Here is a 16,632-nt window from a genome sequence, read left to right as displayed (position 1 = left end):
CAGCTTTATACAGTGCTTTGATCTGTTTTCGCTGACTTTCGGTCAAGCCTGCATTCTTATGTAATCCCATTGTGGTCTCTTTTGATCACAAATTTAATACAAGTTCTTTTGTCATTACATTTAATCTCTAGCTTATTCCGGTAGGTTTTGCCTACACCCGTTTCTCCGCAAACCAAAAGAACCATCGGTTGACGTTCAAACACAGGAATCGGATTAGCCGGATAGACTTGATCTTTATTCGATGACATGAAATGTAGTGGTTATGCGACTTCAACGACAGCCTCTTCCACCGTTTCGGCTGGTTCAGGGGCTGCTTCTTTTAGAGGTTCCTGTTCAGGTTTGCTGTTTTCTTCCTTGATAATACCCAGGATGCGTTCTACCAAAAACTCATTTTCTGCCCGGATTTCAATGATGGCCTGCACCTTCTTGAAAAGAATTGAGATCACGGCTCCGAGCAACTGCTGTTCCGGAGTAAGCTTTTGCGCTCTTTTTTTGATGACCGCCACCAAAAGTGGACGAAGCAAGATTTTGTCCTCCGGTTCCAGCTTTATGCGTTGAACATTCTTTTCATTTTGCTGATCAATGACTTGAATAATTTCCTCAAAATCATAGAACAGCTTGTGCTTGCGAATTTTAACAAAATAACCGCCACCGACTTCCAGCAGGTTATCGGTAACGCCCAGCATGGCATCCGCAGCTTGCAAGGCATGCTCGGTAGGTAATTCGAATGTTTCTTTCTCCTCTTCAAAAGGATCAAAGCCATCCTCATCGATCTTTTGTTCGGGAGCATCCAGATCTTCATCCGGAATATGGAATGTATTTTCAGACTCAGCGTCCGTATCGGTGGGGGGATTTGTTTCCTGCCGGTCGCGTTGGCCGGTACCACCGAAGTATTTTTCGGTAACCGGCTGATTGAGCGGACTCAGCTCCTCTTCAGGCATTTGCTCAAAGGCCGGTTCATCACTTTCGCTTGAAAGTATGTCCTTTATTTCTTCTTTGATATCTGGCATAAGGCCTATGGCAATTTAGAAATGAAAAGAAGCACTTGGTCCTCTACGCGCTTGTACCGGCTGGTAAAAACGGGATAGAAATCCGGTATGGACAGCATTTCATCGCACTTCTGACAGAAGTACAGAATGTTCCTTTTCTTTTGCTCAAAAGCTTCGCCAATTTTCGCATAACTGCAATCCGTGTACCGCTTCAATAGGTGAAAACAGGCCATACGAGCATCCCGATATTCGCGGATTTTGCTGGTGTAAAAATCATCTTCTTTCAAATCGAAGGAGCGAATGGTTTGAGCAATAATGTAGGTGGCAATAAGTTTGAATTTCTCGGTTTCATTGACCCCAATGGAGCTGTTATCAATGAAACTTTTGACCAGTTCAATGGTCCTGCATAGGCCAATTTTTCCAATGACTTCGTCCAGATTCTTTTGTAAGGTTAGGTAGTTAGAAATCGTGGCGCGTTCTGGTTTTGATTGAGAGTTTAAGCTTTCCATAGTAACATGGTTTTACTAAAAAATAAAGGGTTAGTCTTCAGTGGTGAGTTTTGTTAATTTGTAGGTGTATTTAAAAACGGCTGTCCGGGTAAGTTGATATTTTCCAATGGGTATTTGCCAGTCATCCAAAGGATGCTGGATTCCTAATTCTTTCAATAAGGATCGGCTTAAATGATCTATCCGGTTCATATTGAATAATTCTTCCAAAATAGCTTCGTCAGTAAGCTCTTTTTTTGCTAGGGTGGGGGCTTCTTCGATCAGCGGAATGGGTTGCTCTAGCTGCTGAGCTATCACCTCGGAATAGGCATTGGGTTTCGCTACCGGTGATTCAACTGATAATGCATTCTGAACATTAAGATCATCTCCAATTGGAACATCATCCGCTAAATCGATGGTTTGGGTTGAAATAATTTCGGGTTGGAGATTGGCTTCTTGGTCTTCTTTAGCTGTATGGTTTTCCGGAACAGATGAATAGATTATCCGGCCCTGTTCGTATAGAGATCGGGCTTGCTTCTTTCGATTGCGTGGGTGTACGCTTATGCGCTTGCAAGTATCACCGAAGACAGCATCCGCAAATCTCCTGGCTATTTCTTCCGCAATACGCTTGGAGGGCTCACAAAGCAGATATTCTTCTATGGTCTCGTCTTCATCATGTTGGCAGGTAATGGTAACGCAACTAAAATTCCTGTCGTTGATGTTGTCCAAGGATGGCTTATAGGCAGGATTTATAATAATGTTTTCTAAATCTCCATCTTGTTCGAGGTTAACTTTCAGCCCATCTAGAAAAGCTCTTCTTTGGTGAGTATCACCGGCATACCACATCGTTTGGCGGTAGGAGTATTTAAATCCCATTTTCCCCAACAGATCGGTTAATTGATCGGAAGGCTTATCATCAAAGCGAGCTTCAACGCCCTTCTTTTCCTCATTGTACGAAACAGATAGTTGCATATTGTTCCTGGGATTTGTTAAGATAAATAATTGATTATCTTAAAATTACTTTGGGACGTTTGACTGCAACAGGTATATGTTTTACGGATGGTACAATTTTTTGATTCGTTTATAACAATAAAAATGCGTAAAATATTGAATTTTAAGTATTTGAATTGATGCTTATGCTGGCTTGGTGAAATATAAATGGTACAATTTATATTATGAATATTGTTAGTGTAAATAATTGTATTTCAGGTTATTTTGATGATTTCGGTACATTTGGATACATTAAGTCTTTATAATGATTTTACGAGTCTGACCAGTTCTTTGATAGGCAAATCTTTCAAATAACCATTTACATCATAAAATTCAATAGTAGGAGTACAATCAACTATTTTAATCAAAACTTCCAGTTGGTTATCCGGAATACTATTTTCCAGGGAAATTTGATAAATACACTTTTTTATCTTGTCTAAGATCCAAGCATTAGGAGTGGTTTCACCGGTGAACAATTCACTGATTTCCTTGCGGGACAAAATCCTGGTTATTCCCATGTGGCTATCCAAAAAGCCGTACAGATTATCGTCATGTATATAAATGGAAATCGTCAGTCTATTTTGAGAGAGTAATTCTTCTTTTGCTACTAAAGAGAAGAACCGTAGGACATTTATCTTGATATTTTTTTCATAGCCAAAAGGATCAACAGTGAGCGTGGTAATGAACCGTTCTAGCTTTTTCTTGATGCCAGTTCGGGACTTTTTTATACGAAGATTATTTTTTTTCATTTGAGTTTATTTGAGGTTCAGGGGAAGGGAAATTGATTAGGTCAACTCTTTGATCTTTTGTTGCAGCTCTTTGATGTCTCTTTCTTTTTCCAGTAATAAGTCAATGCATACATCATATATTTTCAATGCATTGTCCGGTTTTACTTTTTTAGCATTGAAGAACTTTGAGATGGTGGGACGAGATAATTGCGTCTTTTCACCGATGATTTCGAAGTAATTATTGTAGTACTTTGAAAGCGCCATTTTTAAAGGGGTTACGTCATTTTTTGAAAACATTTGTAAAAGTTTTATAAATAAATTGTCAAATCATATTAAATATTTGATATATATTTGACTCCAAATATTAGTTATATAAAAATATATTGGAGCCAAATCTATAATTTTTTGGAGTCAAAAAGCAAGTGAATTGTTAAATTTTTAACACATAGAGTTGGTGTGAAATACACATTTAAAAGGAAAGCCATTAAGTATCCCCCATGACAGAAAAGAAATACACCCTAAAGCCAAAAGATGTTCGTTTTTTGAAAGCAGTTGACCAGATCATCGCCAAGCACCAAAGGTTTCTCGGAGCGCGAGGCAGTGAGTCCATTCTCAGCACTACGGTATTTGGTAAACGCAACGTGATTTCAAGAATTAGAGCTTCAGAAAGAGGGGTGACTCAAAAGCAAATTGAGCAATTCGCCAGTCATTTCGATCTGGATTTTAACTTCTTCTACGTTGAAAAATATCCATTACAACATTTGAATGTCAAATGGACCGGAGAAGAGGAATTTAGCCTTCATAAGCATAAACCGTTTATTCAAGCAAAAGGAGATCATTCGGGCAATATTTATAACAGTCAAGTTTATGTTTATCTGGAAGAAGCAAAGAAAATAGTAAAATCTACGCCACCTCGTATTCGTAAAGAATATTCTCATGCTCTGGATGTGATCGGAAAGGAAGCTTTGGGGCTGGAAGAGCAGCTAAAGCAAGAAAGGCTTAGATCCAAAATAAAAGAAAAGGTGTACGCTGATCAAATTCTTCAGTTACAGCAGCAGCTCATTGAAGCACGAAATAAGGAAATCAAAATTATGGAGGATTATATTACGGTCAGCAAAAACGGGCAGGCTAAAAATTCAGATATTCTCAGTGGAGGAGGGAACTAAAGCACTTAGATTTTATTAATGAGCTGATCTTTTACTAGATCCAAAGCATTATGAGCATCGTAAGCAACAGCAGGTCTGAGTAAGCCAGTAATGTCATTTGAAAACTCGTCATCTTTTATTTTTATTTCCAAATTGCCTAAAAACTGTTTTTGGGAAACAGGATGCCCTTCAAAATCATGATAGGCTTTCCAAGCTTCAACTACTTGCTCTGATGATACATTCCCGTGAGCAAGAGCATACCAAAGATCAAACAGATCCCGGCCTTTCTTTCGTTGGTAAAGGGCTCGCATTTTAGTCGCCAGCAACTCTTCTAGCGTATAAGTGGTTAGCGAGGTTTCACCCGTAAACCAGGAAGATTCTACTCTATAAGGAAATGCCAGGTGCTCCCGAAAGACAAAATGCTCCCGACAATTGATCTCAATTTTCAGCCGGATATTGGCATCGAATTCTGATGGCACCCGAAAGATCATGGTATTGTTATTCTTTTTTTGCCGAACGGAAGGTTGACCTAAAAATGATAATGTTTGCCGCAAAGCTTTTAGGGTTGCTTTGATCGGTTCTGGTTGGATTTGCACTAGATCGATATCTTCCGAATATCTTACTTGAGGTCTGAGATATAGCTTATGAAGGGCAGTGCCGCCGCGAAAAGCCAGGCGTTCCTGTAAGAAAGGATTTTGGTAGATTTCAACCAGAGTTCTTTCTATAAGAAGGTCTTGCTCGACCTGAATTTCTTCCGGCCAGGGAGCATTTTTGCTCCATTCGGTAATAAATGCTTGTGGGATCATAAGTCGCTTTCAACAGTTATGTTGGGAACCACCTTCCAGGGATGGATGGCCTCCAGGGTTTTACTTAAATTTTTGCTGGGCTTCAAAGGGATTTTCCTTGGGTTTTGTGTCTCTAGGTAGGCTATAAGTGGTGCCGCTATTTCTTCCGCTCCCAGAACTTCTTCCAATAAATAGCCTAGGCGCTGAATTGTAGGTAAATCGGTGTACAATTCAGCTAACTTACATAGTAGCTTACCATCGAGTTTTTCAGCCAATTCATCCAAAACCGTGGCAACCCTACTTAGGCCACCAATACGAGACTCATATTTTATAAGATCAATTGCCGTTAATTCCGGGGATGAAATTTTAAGATATCCGGTGGGAACTTTTCGTTGCTGTATCCCCTTTTCCGGCCAGTCTTTCCTAAACAAGAAGTTGATCTTAAGATTTTCTAGCTCAACATTCCTAAGACCATCACCAGTAGTAACTACGTAATATTCTTGAGGTTGTTGATGGCCTGCTTCATACAAGGCGGCTGCATTCAATAACCCCAAATAATATGGTCGGTCAATAAATTTCATTAAGTCATCCAAGAACCAACTTAGAGGAAGAACCCCACGACTGCGGTGTTCAGGAGGGACTATGACATAGAAGCCCTTTCTAATTAAAGCCACCTTATTCACTTTTCGTATTCTACGTAAAGATTGGTGCAGCACACTTTTCGACACAGGAAGATCATTTAAAACATCTTCACTAGTAAAAGTGTATTTACCGTTAGCTTGCCTTTCCTCTAAGTAGGTTTCCAAGTACCTAGGCTGTAACATGTCTTCTATTTTAGTTTGCAAAACTATATTCTAATTATTAACTATTGCAAACTAAATGTAAGTATTTGTTTTGTTACACGCAAGCATTTGGAACTTGATTTTGTTACCACTTCCGGCATTTCGTAGAGAGATAATGCATAGCCTCTTCCTCCAATTGCTCCTCGGTTTTTATGGGGTTTCTCAACATCCATTCTTCTAATTCTGAGCGTTTGAAGTAAATTAGCTTTCCTCCCGGTTTATAAAAAGGAACTTTATTAAGGGATGTAAGTTTATAGCCATAACTTTCGGAAAGCCCGCAAAATGTACAAAATTCCTTGAAGGTGAGGATCTCTTTAGAATACAGCAACTGATTTTGGAGCCTTTGTTCGATCCGGTCTAATTGTTCCAATATTTGGTCTTCCATAAGTCCATTTACTTTATGTAAACAATGATGTTTTGAATGTTGGCACAACTTTGAATAGTTGCAATTTGCTTAAAAGTATACATGGGCAAAAAGTATTTTTTCCCACTTTGATACAAAGACAAGCCATCGTGAGCTACAGAACCTGATCCGCAGCATCGACAATGTCAGATGAAAATAATTCCAGGTAAGCTTTGGTGGTTGCCATATCCGCATGGCCCATCGCTTCACTGATCACAGCTATATCAACGCCCTTTTTCTTAAGCGTACTGGCATACGTATGCCGGGCAACGTAGGAGGTCAAAATCATATCTATTTTCAGCAGTTCTGCCACTTCTTTTAGATCCCTATTAAATTGTTTAAGGCATTTTCGCACACGATCTTTAACTTGCTGAGGACTCTTATGAAAATCCGTCAGGATAGGAAAGATATAAGTGATGTTAACACCCTTAAAATGCTCCAGGATTTCAGCTAAGGGCTCAGAAATTTTTATACTGAAAGACTTGCTGGTTTTAGACCTAATGTATTCCAACCTACCATTATAAATATCCGACCACTTAAGCTTGGCCATATCGGTGAAATTCATTCCTCTGGTGTAGTAGGAAAACAAAAAGTATCGGACAGATTTGGCCAGGTGGGGATAATCGTCAAGTGGAAAATTTTTGATCTTATCCATATCTTCTATGGATAGTGGCCTAGGTTTAGCTTTCGATTTTAAATGTGAGAAAGAATACCCCTGCTTGTTGAATTGGGTGGCAAATGGATAAGTTTCCTGAGTGGCGTAACCGCATCGAATGGCTTCGTTGATAACAGCTCTAAGTGTTCTCAAATATACCCTCACCCCTCCATCAGTACAGCCATTTTCCAGCAGATGAGTTTCAAATTTTTTTAGAAAGATGTAATCAATATCAGAGAAGCTTAGATTCTTATTTGGGTGAAATTTCTTCAGTGCATTTTTGGCACCCTTATAAACCCTTCGGTTTCCGGCTTTTCCTTTTTTCTCTAACTCCTCCATTAGTTCATTAAAAAACTCGAAAACAGAAATGGAGCGATGGTTCGTTACAAATTTCCGTTCAAATATTTTATGATGAAAAGCAACGTCTTCTTTGATCAATCCATCAATGATGCGATAGGCCTTTTCCTCCCAGAAGTGAAGCAGTCGGTTTTTCTCTTTGTAGTTATTGAAATTCCGATTGAACCGGCACTTGTGCTGGTCCCATTGTTGTAGGGTACACGATAGATTGAGGCCGTAGTATTTCAGCTTCCGGTTATGAGTAACCCTTAGCATAACCGGATGATCACCATTTTGATACATCTTACTGGTGAACAATACAATTTTCAAAGAAGGCATCTACAAAAAACTTTGAAGCAAAATCGTTGTCGCCAAGCAAAAGATTTCGCTCATGAAAAAATCTGAAGATGTAGCGCTGTAGAATAAAAAGCATCTAGAAAAAGCGCTAATATCTATTGAAAAACAACGGTTTAAAGTTTAAACCTGGTTTAAACAAATTTACGGAACCTTCTCAAAAAATGGATAAAAGATGTAAAAAATATTTTTGTAAATAATTGATTCATAGTCAATAACGAAAAATGGGAAGCTATCGGAATGCGCTATTGGTGAGCTTTGGGAACAGGGGGCCGCAGGTTCGAATCCTGCTACCCCGACACTGATTATCAAGGAGTTATGAATTAATTTTCATAGCTCCTTTCTCGTTTTATGATTTGGTGGAGAAGCTTATGGAAGACAGGGCTGGCTGGTCGTAGTTTTTTTCTTTTGGTTAGTGTTGCCGATTTTGCCCAACTTTATTTGATGATTTACTGATCAAAATATGTTTAGATAAAAAATCAATTGCTCAAACCCATCCGCACCCAAACAGGGACATGATCTGAAATCATCCTCGCTTCTGTCAATCGAGTACAGCTTCTCACAAAATCGACGATTCCGGTTTCAACCAACCTAAAATATTGTTTCGGGAAGAAAATGTGATCAATTGGGTGGTTGAGATAAATGTCTATTCCCGTACTTGGACACTTTCTTTTTAAGGTGCTTGGTTGATTCGTTAGAGTGGGGTACAGTCCTATTCTTGTAAAGTTTTGAAAAATCAAATGATCTGAAGGCAGGTTGAAATCTCCAGCCACGACAATAGGCGTGTTCCTATATTCAGCAATCAGTTTCGCTAAAAAAGGCACTTCTTCATCAGGATTCTCATCAAAGCGCCTTGAATGAAAATTTAAGACTACAATTTCACCCAGTTTAGTTCTGAACTTGGCTAAGTACGGTTCTCGAAAAATTTCCCTTGCATATTGAGATGCTAGCCAGGGTCTTCCTATACTAGTAACTTGGGAGGTTTTCCAAAGAAAGGCATACCTTTCCGTTTTTCGGCTGGGAGAGTTGGTAGGATCACTAATGCTATAGTCCCATTTGCTTCCCATACGATTCAATTGATCGGCTAATCTTGCAACCGCCTGTGCTCCCCCCGGATCAATAGCCACAACTTCCTGGATCGCTACAATATCGAAGTCTTTTATAATGGTCGCAATTTGTCGGATTTCATTGTCATCTTTCGTTTTTCCAAAATTTTCAATATTCCAGGAAATTATGGAAAGATCATTTTGAGACCATAAGGAATTGAATCCTATGAAGAGCAGGATAAGAAGATTTGCAAGAAAAGGCTTGTAATTGATCATTTTTGATCTTCGTTAAATGGAGGCAGGGTTTATTAGGGGCACCAATTTCAAATCATGGGATATCTGACCCAATAGTTTTTTGTTTATTCCAACTTTGATAGTCTGATTTCCGGCAGCACTACTCTCACCTTTTCACCAGCATCTTTATACCAATAAACAAGATACTGCGCACAGGCCCGTTCCAACCGATAACCTTTATCCAAATACCCCTGCAGTTTGGAGGCAAACTTTTTGGACAGTCTCAAAACTTCATGCCTATCGGTAGTCATGAAGGATCCAAACGTTTTTAGACTATGCACCAACTCCTGACCGGAGTGCACTTCTTTTATATTATAAGCAATATGAGGATTTTCAAAATAATCCAGCCAGACATCCCGCATGCCACCTTGTAAAACAATAGTAGCGGGCTCTGGCCACTGCTGATGATCTTCCCTGAAAGCTAAGGCGGGTATCCCATCGGTCAGGAACCGGACAGAGTTGGTATGTATGAACAGGTTTGCTTTAGCCCGGGTAATGGCTACATACAACACCCGCTTTTTTTCTTCGCTGCCCAGCGAATAATTATTCAAAAGCAGGAAAACATTATCAAACTCTTTTCCTTTCGCCTTGTGCATGGTCGATACCAAAATCACCGCCACTTCCGGATGGTAAAGATCTTCAATTCGACAGTCCCGCAAGTAGGTCAGCCAGTGACTTTTGAATTTTACCGAATTCGTCGCTTCAAAGCTATTGATGAGACGGGAAACTATATCCAAAATATGAGTATCCTGGATCTTGGATAACACAATATCCTTTTTTACTTTCCAGGTTTCCTCCGGAATTAATCCAAAATCGTCCTGGAGCCCCTGAAGGATTTCAGTAGAAAACCAATCAATTGCGACCAAATTCCGTAATTCAAAACCTTCCCGCTCAACAATCAAGCGAGCCGGCAGGCCCTTCTGTTTTAACAAGGTGGCGATTAGTACTGCTTCCTCATTGGTATGGGTAAGCACACAAGAAGTTCCGGACAATTTCTGCTTTTGAAGATGGTCTAATAACGGTAGTATGAGGTGATTATGTTGGTATTCGATGACCTCAATTCGTCCGTTGTCCTTCTGGTGGGCCACCAAATCTATATCCTGTTTAATTCTCGCAGCGGTGATTTGGGTAGCAAGAAAACGGTTGCTAAATTGCAGCAGATTTTGCTTGGCCCGGTAATTAGTGGTCAAATAATAGGTTTGAGCTTTTGGCCGCTTGGAAAATTCCCGTAAGTATTTTATGCTGGCTCCCCGGAATTCGTAAATATTCTGGTCGTCATCACCCACTACAATGATGCGAATACTACCTGCTTTTTCGGCAATCGCCGCCATAAACTGATATTCTTTCTCGCTGACATCCTGAAATTCATCAACCACCATCACACTTTTGCACAGTATCCTTTCCATGGATATTTCCCGGTTTTGAATAGCTTGGGTGGCGAGTGGAAGTATTTTTTCCGCTTTTTCCAGATTCCCTATCCTGCCTAAGAGCTGAAAAGCAAAACCATGGTAGGTAAAGACGTCCACATCATAGGCTAATTTTCCGATGAGATCTTTTAGCCGCGTCTTAAACTCCAATGCCGCGGGCCGGGAGAAAGTTAGCATGAGGAACTGTTCTGCTTTGATATCCTCCATTAGTAATAAAGATGCAACTTTGTGCACCAGCACCCTGGTTTTACCACTCCCTGGTCCGGCAGCTACCAGGATATTTTCGCTTTTCCCGTCGTTGATGACGGCCAACTGCTCCGTCGAAAGATCTTTGATGATCCGTGCAAACTGGGCTTCAGTGAGCGGCTGCCGGATCTTGGTGATTCGTTTGGGAAAATATTTCTCCAGAAAGGTGGCATAATTGAGTACAAAATAATCGTCCACGAACTGCAGGGCTTCCTCTTGCTGCTTCAACTGTTTTTGGGCATATTCACCTACAATATGGATCTGTTCGGTTTTAGATTGGTAAAATCTAGCTAGTTGCTCAAAGTCTTCCTGAGTATATTGCTTGCGATTATTCTCCTCTTTCCGCACGATTTTCATGGGATTATATAAAACCAGCAGACCACTTTTTAACTCAATGACGTTCAGATGATGGAGATAAAGAAGCAGGTATTCATAATCTCGAATGGTACAGCTTTCGCCCGAGAGTTGATTGGCATTTTCCTGAAGTTCCAGTGTGGAGAATTCGATCAATTTTTTATCCGTGAAATCAGGGTCATCCTTGGCTTTAGCAAGATAGTCTCTTTCAAATATGGCTAGGCAAAAACCACCCATTTTTTCCCGTTGCCGAATTTTAGCTCTCAAAACCTCAGGAGCTTCTTTTAGCCTGACCAGGTATTGTTCCGTACTTCGGTTCAGTCTTTCTTTTCCGATAGCATTACTGATGGCCCAATAATTCAATATGGCTTTTAATGTTTCCTGATCAGCATCCAAACCCGCGTTGATCAGGTCTTCGTTGAGTTCTCGTAAAAAGAACTTTCTACTTAAAGTTTCCGGATTTGGAAAGAGTAAATCAAAAAGTTTTGCTTCCAGATGAGCCGCTTTTTGAAAAACAGTTCTTGAATGGCGTTTGCTTCCTACCGTAAAATAGTAGGCTGTCAAATCCTTGGCATGACTCAAAATGCCGATTTGCCGGAAAATGGTCAGGTATCTGGAAATTTCATCCTTATCAACAGCCAGTGCGTCGGCCATTACATCCACCCGGGTATCCTCCTGGGCTCTGGCTCTCGATAGAACGGATTTGAATACCCGCTTGGCATTCTTCGTATCCTGGATGCCATCAAAACGATCGGCATGGGTATCGATGAGTTGGTTAGCCTGATCGACATTTTTTGCTACAATACTAGAAGCAAAAATGCTGGGCGTGTTTTCGCCTCTGCTTAAATAGCCGGATTCTTCCAGGGCTGAGATAGCCATTTTTACCCGGGTTTCCAATTGGTACAGTTCTACATCCCAACCGGCTTCTTTAGCTATTTCCAGGGCAGATTTGGAAAAGGATTTCTTTTTGAATCGCTTGATGCCATACCAGATCTGATTGATCTCTTTGTAGTTGAGCTTAGTCTTATTCAATAACTGAAAGTGGCCGCTGAGGTCCTCTTCATCAAATAGAATGAAGCACTTCGCCCGCAATTCCGGGTTTCGTCCGGCCCGGCCCGATTCCTGCATATAATTCTCCAGCGAATCAGAAATTTGATAATGAATTACAATTTTTACATTGTCTTTGTCTACGCCCATGCCAAAAGCCGAAGTAGCCACGATCACGTCCAGGTCATTTTCATTATCCATAAATTCTTCCTGGATCTTTTTCTTGGCATCACTTTCCAGTTTTCCGTGGTAGGCTTTGGCCTGGAATCCTTTTGCCTGCAAGTTCTGGGCTAACTTTTCAGCAGTTTTTACCCTGGAAACATAAACGATCTTCGGGCCTTCTTCTGATTGTAGCAACTCGATCAGCCTCTCCTGTTTTTCCTGTTCCGTATTCGTGGATATCACATAATATTTGAGGTTGCGACGTTTGGCACTGGTCTGGAAGACTTCGAGCTCCAGGGCAAGGTGTACTTTAAAGTAAGCGAGAATATCCTTTACCACGGCCGGTTTGGCGGTGGCCGTAAAACAAGAAACCGGAATCGGATGGGCCAGATTCTTTTCCTGCTGCAACTTTTTGATAAACCGGCCAATGTATAAATAATCCACGCGAAAATCCTGGCCCCAGGAGGAAAGGCAATGCGCCTCATCAATAACAAATCGGGCAATCTGGCGTCCTTTCAGCAATTTTATGATGGTAGTTGACCGCAAGGATTCTGGTGAAATGTATAGTAGATTGGCACCTCCCTGCTGTACTCGTTCAATGGATTCACTTCTCTCAAGGGGTGAAAGCATGCCGTTAATGGTAACGGCGGCGGTAATTCCATGCCTTTTTTCCAGTACATCGACCTGATCCTTCATCAAAGACTGTAGTGGTGAAATTACTACTGTCAAAGAACGATTGGCTTCACCTTCCATCAAAGCCGGCAGCTGGAAGGTCAAGGATTTACCACCACCGGTGGGGAATATTGCTATGAGTGATTTACCATTTAAAGTAGCCTCAACTACCTGCTCTTGTAGAGGCTTGTCGCCGTCTCCCTCAAACCGCCGGAAACCGGGAAAACCAAAGTGTCGTTTCAGGCTTTCTTTGGGCTGTAAAAATTGACAATAGGGGCAATTACCATTGGCATTACACAACAAGCGTAAGCGATTGATTACCTGCATCACTGCCGGGAAGCGATGCAATAGCCACGGTGGTGGAAGTGAATCAATATCGTTGGTGGAGATCAGCGCAATGGTATATGCTAGCTCTACGGGGTTTTGATCAATTATGGTTATCAGATCTGATTTACCGCAAATTAATTGGCTGTACTGTACTTGGAGGAGTTTAGCAAGCTGTTTTACTTCCAGCAAGGGTTGCAATCCATTCGGATTTGCAATTTTAAAAAAGCCGTTAAATCCTTTCTGCCTACCTAACAGCGAAAAATAAATAGCCTTTCTTTCCGGCGGAAGTTCCCGGTAAGCTTGCAGCAGATCGGAAACCAGATCCCGGGTTAGCTTGGCATCAGCTAACGGATTATTTAATTCATTTCCATTGAGCTGATAATTCTTTATTAAACGGTGGTAAGGCTTTTTAGGATAAAGAAGCGCAGATAAAAATAGTGTATCAATAACTGGTTTGGAAAGAATGGCGTGACCCGGTAGGTATTTTTCCAGAATGGGTAAATCGTGATCAACTATATTATGCCCACATACTATTTCCGCTGACTCGCTAAATTGGACAAAAGCATTTGGAGCTGATTTGCGGAATTGATCTCCCCGCAAAACGGCCCCAATCTCTAGTATATTTTTTGATTTTTTATGTACTTCGAGATCGAAGAATAGTATGTTGGAAATACCTGGCATCATTTTTCCAAAACTGGGTTCTGTTTCTTATTCAATTCCTTTACGGAAATTTACAGAAAAAGTTATTATTCAGGTAATTATTAAAATTTAGAACCCGTACTTTCTAAGATCAAGTGGAACCGTCCCTTTTTGTAAGTAAATCGTCAAACTTCTATCTAACACATTATCGGATTATGGCTATTGGCGCTTGAATTTTTTGCGCTTGTGTCACGAGGTGAATCATGTAGTAACCGGTCGGTATTGTTGATAGATTAATATTTAATTGCTGACTACCTTCTCCAATCGCCATCTCCTCAGTTATGACTCTTAAGACTGAGCCATTTAGATCTGTAATAAAAAGTCGAAAGGGAGATGTCGATCCCGGTAGTTCATAAACCACATTAGTAAACCAGCTGGCTGGATTTGGGAATAGAGACATGGTGGGCTCGGAATACCCCATTTGCCTGAAGACTGAAGCGGCTGGAAGAGTGAGCGCCTGGTTAGAAAGCACACAATCTTCGATATTTACCGACAACTGCGCACCAACCTGAGCATGAAATCCAGGCAGTAAGTGCACAGATTGGCCAGCAGTAAAAACAACCTCCGATCCGTTGAGAATGCTTCCGGTCGATTCCAGTGTATTGGCGGCCCGGTAAGTACCCGAAGGAATATCATTCTGTCCGATTTGCAGGTCAGGAGCATCGCACTCTGCCGGAACAGGATCTTCAACTATTACTAATATTTCCGGTGTTGTCAGATTAAGCTCTGGTATATTAGAGTTGGTGATCTTGCAGGTATAGATACCGGCATCCGATAATTGCAGATTGGAAAGCGTAAGCGCATTATCTCCCTGGATTTCCTGCAGGAATACACCATCTTTATACCAGCGATAAAGGTTACTGGATACGGTGTCGTCTATGATCAGGTCAATAGTTAGTGCGTCATCCATATTTCCATATACAGGGGAAACAGCTGGAATGGTATCCTGTTTATAAAGCCAATAATTACCATTATTCCCAGAGATCAGGGTCTCTAGTTCAAAATAGTTGGGAAGCAAATCCTCAAAAGTGAATTGATTATACCTAACATCAATAAATGATAGGGTCGGAAGATTGGAAAAATCAGGAACTAACTCGCTAAGCTCATTACCCCTTAGATATAAAAATCCCATTTCTGGTGTATTGGAAAAATTAGGTATAGCTCCGGTAAGTCCAACATCTTCCAAGTATAGTGTCACTAAATTAGGCAAATGGCTAAAATCTGGAATGTATCCGCCTAAAGGATTTCTGTTCAGATCCAATGTATTAAGGGCCGGTATATTGGAAAAATCCGGTATTCCTCCGATAAGCTGGTTATCATGTAATGCCAAAAACCTCAAGTTTGGGCAATTTGAGAAATCCGGTATTGGCCCGGTAAGGTTGTTCACTCCCAAAGCTAGATCAGTTAAGTTAGGTAAGTTAGTGAAATCTGGTATGTTGCTATCTAGCATATTTATATACGCAAAGAATCGGTTTAGCATCGGTAGAGCACTGAAATTGGGAATTGGCCCAGTTAGTTGATTTTGGCCAAGATATAGATGTGTTAATATTGGAAAGAAGGCAAAATCGGGAATTTGCCCTTCAATTTGGTTTCTACTCAAATTCAGTTGTTCTAATTCCGGCATGCGGGAGAAATTGGGAATTGGCCCACTCAGGTCATTATTAGCCAAACTAAGCAACCGTAAATGAGGTAGATTGATGTTTGGTAGAAAGCCTTTCAACTGATTACCATTTCCGGTGACATCGGCAAAACAACTTACCCTTCCATCTAGATCAAGGCATTCTACAGATCCGTCATCATGCAATTTTAAACCGTACCAATTATCGATGGGTAAACTAAGGTCCCAGGAATTAGTCCAGTAAGGACCATTGGTAAGTCTATAGAAATTGGTCAGTGCCACAGAATCCTGAAAGCGTTCACTGCAGGTAACCGATTCATGATTGGTGATGGATAGATATCCCCAGCAATAGTTCTCATCAGGTTCTTTCAAGTTTGAAATCTCGAAGATATGCGCTTCGGCAAAATCCCGGCAGGTAAGCAAGACCGAGTCCGGAGCTATAGCCAGCTGTTCATTTGTTGCGGTGGTAATAGTTATGTAGAACGTATCGAAGCAAGTTGTAAAAGCAGCCGCGTCGAGCGGACTTAAATCTAGGAGTGAAAGGTTTATTGCGGTATCTTTAACGGTCAGACTATTCAAGTCAACAGTAACCGTGCCGTGACAAATCAATTCTGGACAATCTATCGGTTTTTCGATTGCCATGGCTTCAGTCGCGGGCAATAAAACTGAGAAAAGCATACTGAGTAGCACTACACAGCAGTGCAAAAGAGAGCGGTTATTCATAATGGAGAGAAATTCTTAATAAAGCAACAGAAAATATTTGAACGCTAAAATAATTTTAAAGGCTATTGCATGGTAGAAAATCTAAATTTTTCTTAATATATTTTTATTAGACCTCGTGCCGTTTAAATGGGCCTAAATCACCACCCCACCGGCACCCCCCAAGCATCCACCATCACCCGATAATCCCGACCAAACCGATCCTTCCCTGTTTCCCAAAAACTGCCCGGAGGAAGGACTTCCGAAACCTGATGTTCCAAATCGAATTCTATCATATTTTCATATTGCCCTTTTTCCTTTTGGATCAG

General features: G+C 40.8%; 13 protein-coding genes. 1 reads left to right on the top strand and 12 read right to left on the bottom strand.

The window, feature by feature from the left end:
* Positions 1–260: 260 nt before the first annotated feature.
* The 5 genes from CRP01_RS01900 to CRP01_RS01880 all read right to left on the bottom strand — a co-directional run bounded on the left by CRP01_RS01900 (position 261) and on the right by CRP01_RS01880 (position 3,489).
* The gene (locus CRP01_RS01900) at positions 261–1,010 is read right to left on the bottom strand and encodes a hypothetical protein (RefSeq protein ID WP_099148280.1); all 750 of its coding nucleotides are present in this window, start codon (positions 1,008–1,010) and stop codon (positions 261–263) included.
* Between the two features lie 5 nt (positions 1,011–1,015).
* The gene (locus CRP01_RS01895) at positions 1,016–1,498 is read right to left on the bottom strand and encodes a hypothetical protein (protein ID WP_099148279.1); all 483 of its coding nucleotides are present in this window, start codon (positions 1,496–1,498) and stop codon (positions 1,016–1,018) included.
* A gap of 30 nt (positions 1,499–1,528) precedes the next feature.
* Positions 1,529–2,446, bottom strand: a complete 918-nt coding sequence (locus tag CRP01_RS01890) for a hypothetical protein (RefSeq protein WP_099148278.1) — start codon at positions 2,444–2,446, stop codon at positions 1,529–1,531.
* 278 nt (positions 2,447–2,724) lie between these two features.
* Positions 2,725–3,213: a hypothetical protein gene (locus CRP01_RS01885; RefSeq protein ID WP_099148277.1), complete on the bottom strand. Its 489-nt coding sequence runs from the start codon at positions 3,211–3,213 to the stop codon at positions 2,725–2,727.
* Between the two features lie 36 nt (positions 3,214–3,249).
* Positions 3,250–3,489: a hypothetical protein gene (locus CRP01_RS01880; RefSeq protein WP_099148276.1), complete on the bottom strand. Its 240-nt coding sequence runs from the start codon at positions 3,487–3,489 to the stop codon at positions 3,250–3,252.
* A 200-nt stretch (positions 3,490–3,689) separates the two neighbouring features.
* On the opposite strand from CRP01_RS01880, the gene CRP01_RS01875 reads away from it, so the two are divergent.
* Positions 3,690–4,358 (top strand): hypothetical protein, encoded by a 669-nt coding sequence (locus CRP01_RS01875; protein ID WP_099148275.1) that lies wholly within the window; start codon positions 3,690–3,692, stop codon positions 4,356–4,358.
* A gap of 5 nt (positions 4,359–4,363) precedes the next feature.
* On the opposite strand, the gene CRP01_RS01870 is transcribed toward CRP01_RS01875, so the two are convergent.
* The 7 genes from CRP01_RS01870 to CRP01_RS01840 form a co-directional block, all read right to left on the bottom strand.
* Entirely contained in the window at positions 4,364–5,143 is a 780-nt protein-coding gene (locus CRP01_RS01870) for a nucleotidyl transferase AbiEii/AbiGii toxin family protein (protein WP_099148274.1), read from the bottom strand.
* Positions 5,140–5,928 carry a type IV toxin-antitoxin system AbiEi family antitoxin domain-containing protein gene (locus CRP01_RS01865; RefSeq protein ID WP_170110179.1) on the bottom strand — a complete coding sequence of 263 codons (789 nt, stop codon included), beginning with the start codon at positions 5,926–5,928 and terminating at the stop codon, positions 5,140–5,142. Before CRP01_RS01865 ends, CRP01_RS01870 begins: the two co-directional genes overlap by 4 nt.
* 121 nt (positions 5,929–6,049) lie before the next feature.
* A complete protein-coding gene (locus tag CRP01_RS01860; RefSeq protein ID WP_099148272.1) occupies positions 6,050–6,349 on the bottom strand; it encodes a helix-turn-helix transcriptional regulator in 300 nt (99 codons plus the stop codon).
* 133 nt (positions 6,350–6,482) lie between these two features.
* Positions 6,483–7,697 carry a site-specific integrase gene (locus CRP01_RS01855; protein ID WP_099148271.1) on the bottom strand — a complete coding sequence of 405 codons (1,215 nt, stop codon included), beginning with the start codon at positions 7,695–7,697 and terminating at the stop codon, positions 6,483–6,485.
* Positions 7,698–8,191: 494 nt separating this feature from the next.
* The gene (locus tag CRP01_RS01850) at positions 8,192–9,034 is read right to left on the bottom strand and encodes an endonuclease/exonuclease/phosphatase family protein (RefSeq protein ID WP_099148270.1); all 843 of its coding nucleotides are present in this window, start codon (positions 9,032–9,034) and stop codon (positions 8,192–8,194) included.
* A gap of 83 nt (positions 9,035–9,117) precedes the next feature.
* Positions 9,118–13,971 (bottom strand): RecQ family ATP-dependent DNA helicase, encoded by a 4,854-nt coding sequence (locus CRP01_RS01845; protein ID WP_099148269.1) that lies wholly within the window; start codon positions 13,969–13,971, stop codon positions 9,118–9,120.
* Between the two features lie 160 nt (positions 13,972–14,131).
* On the bottom strand, positions 14,132–16,327 hold the full coding sequence (locus CRP01_RS01840) for a 3-coathanger stack domain-containing protein (protein ID WP_143473230.1): 2,196 nt from the start codon (positions 16,325–16,327) through the stop codon (positions 14,132–14,134).
* Positions 16,328–16,632 lie beyond the last annotated feature (305 nt).

Source organism: Flavilitoribacter nigricans DSM 23189 = NBRC 102662 (genome assembly GCF_002646595.1).
In the GTDB taxonomy this organism is placed as follows: Bacteria; Bacteroidota; Bacteroidia; order Chitinophagales; family Saprospiraceae; genus Flavilitoribacter; species Flavilitoribacter nigricans.
The sequence above is the reverse complement of the archived record's forward strand: the minus strand, read 5'-3'. Positions and strand labels throughout refer to the sequence as shown.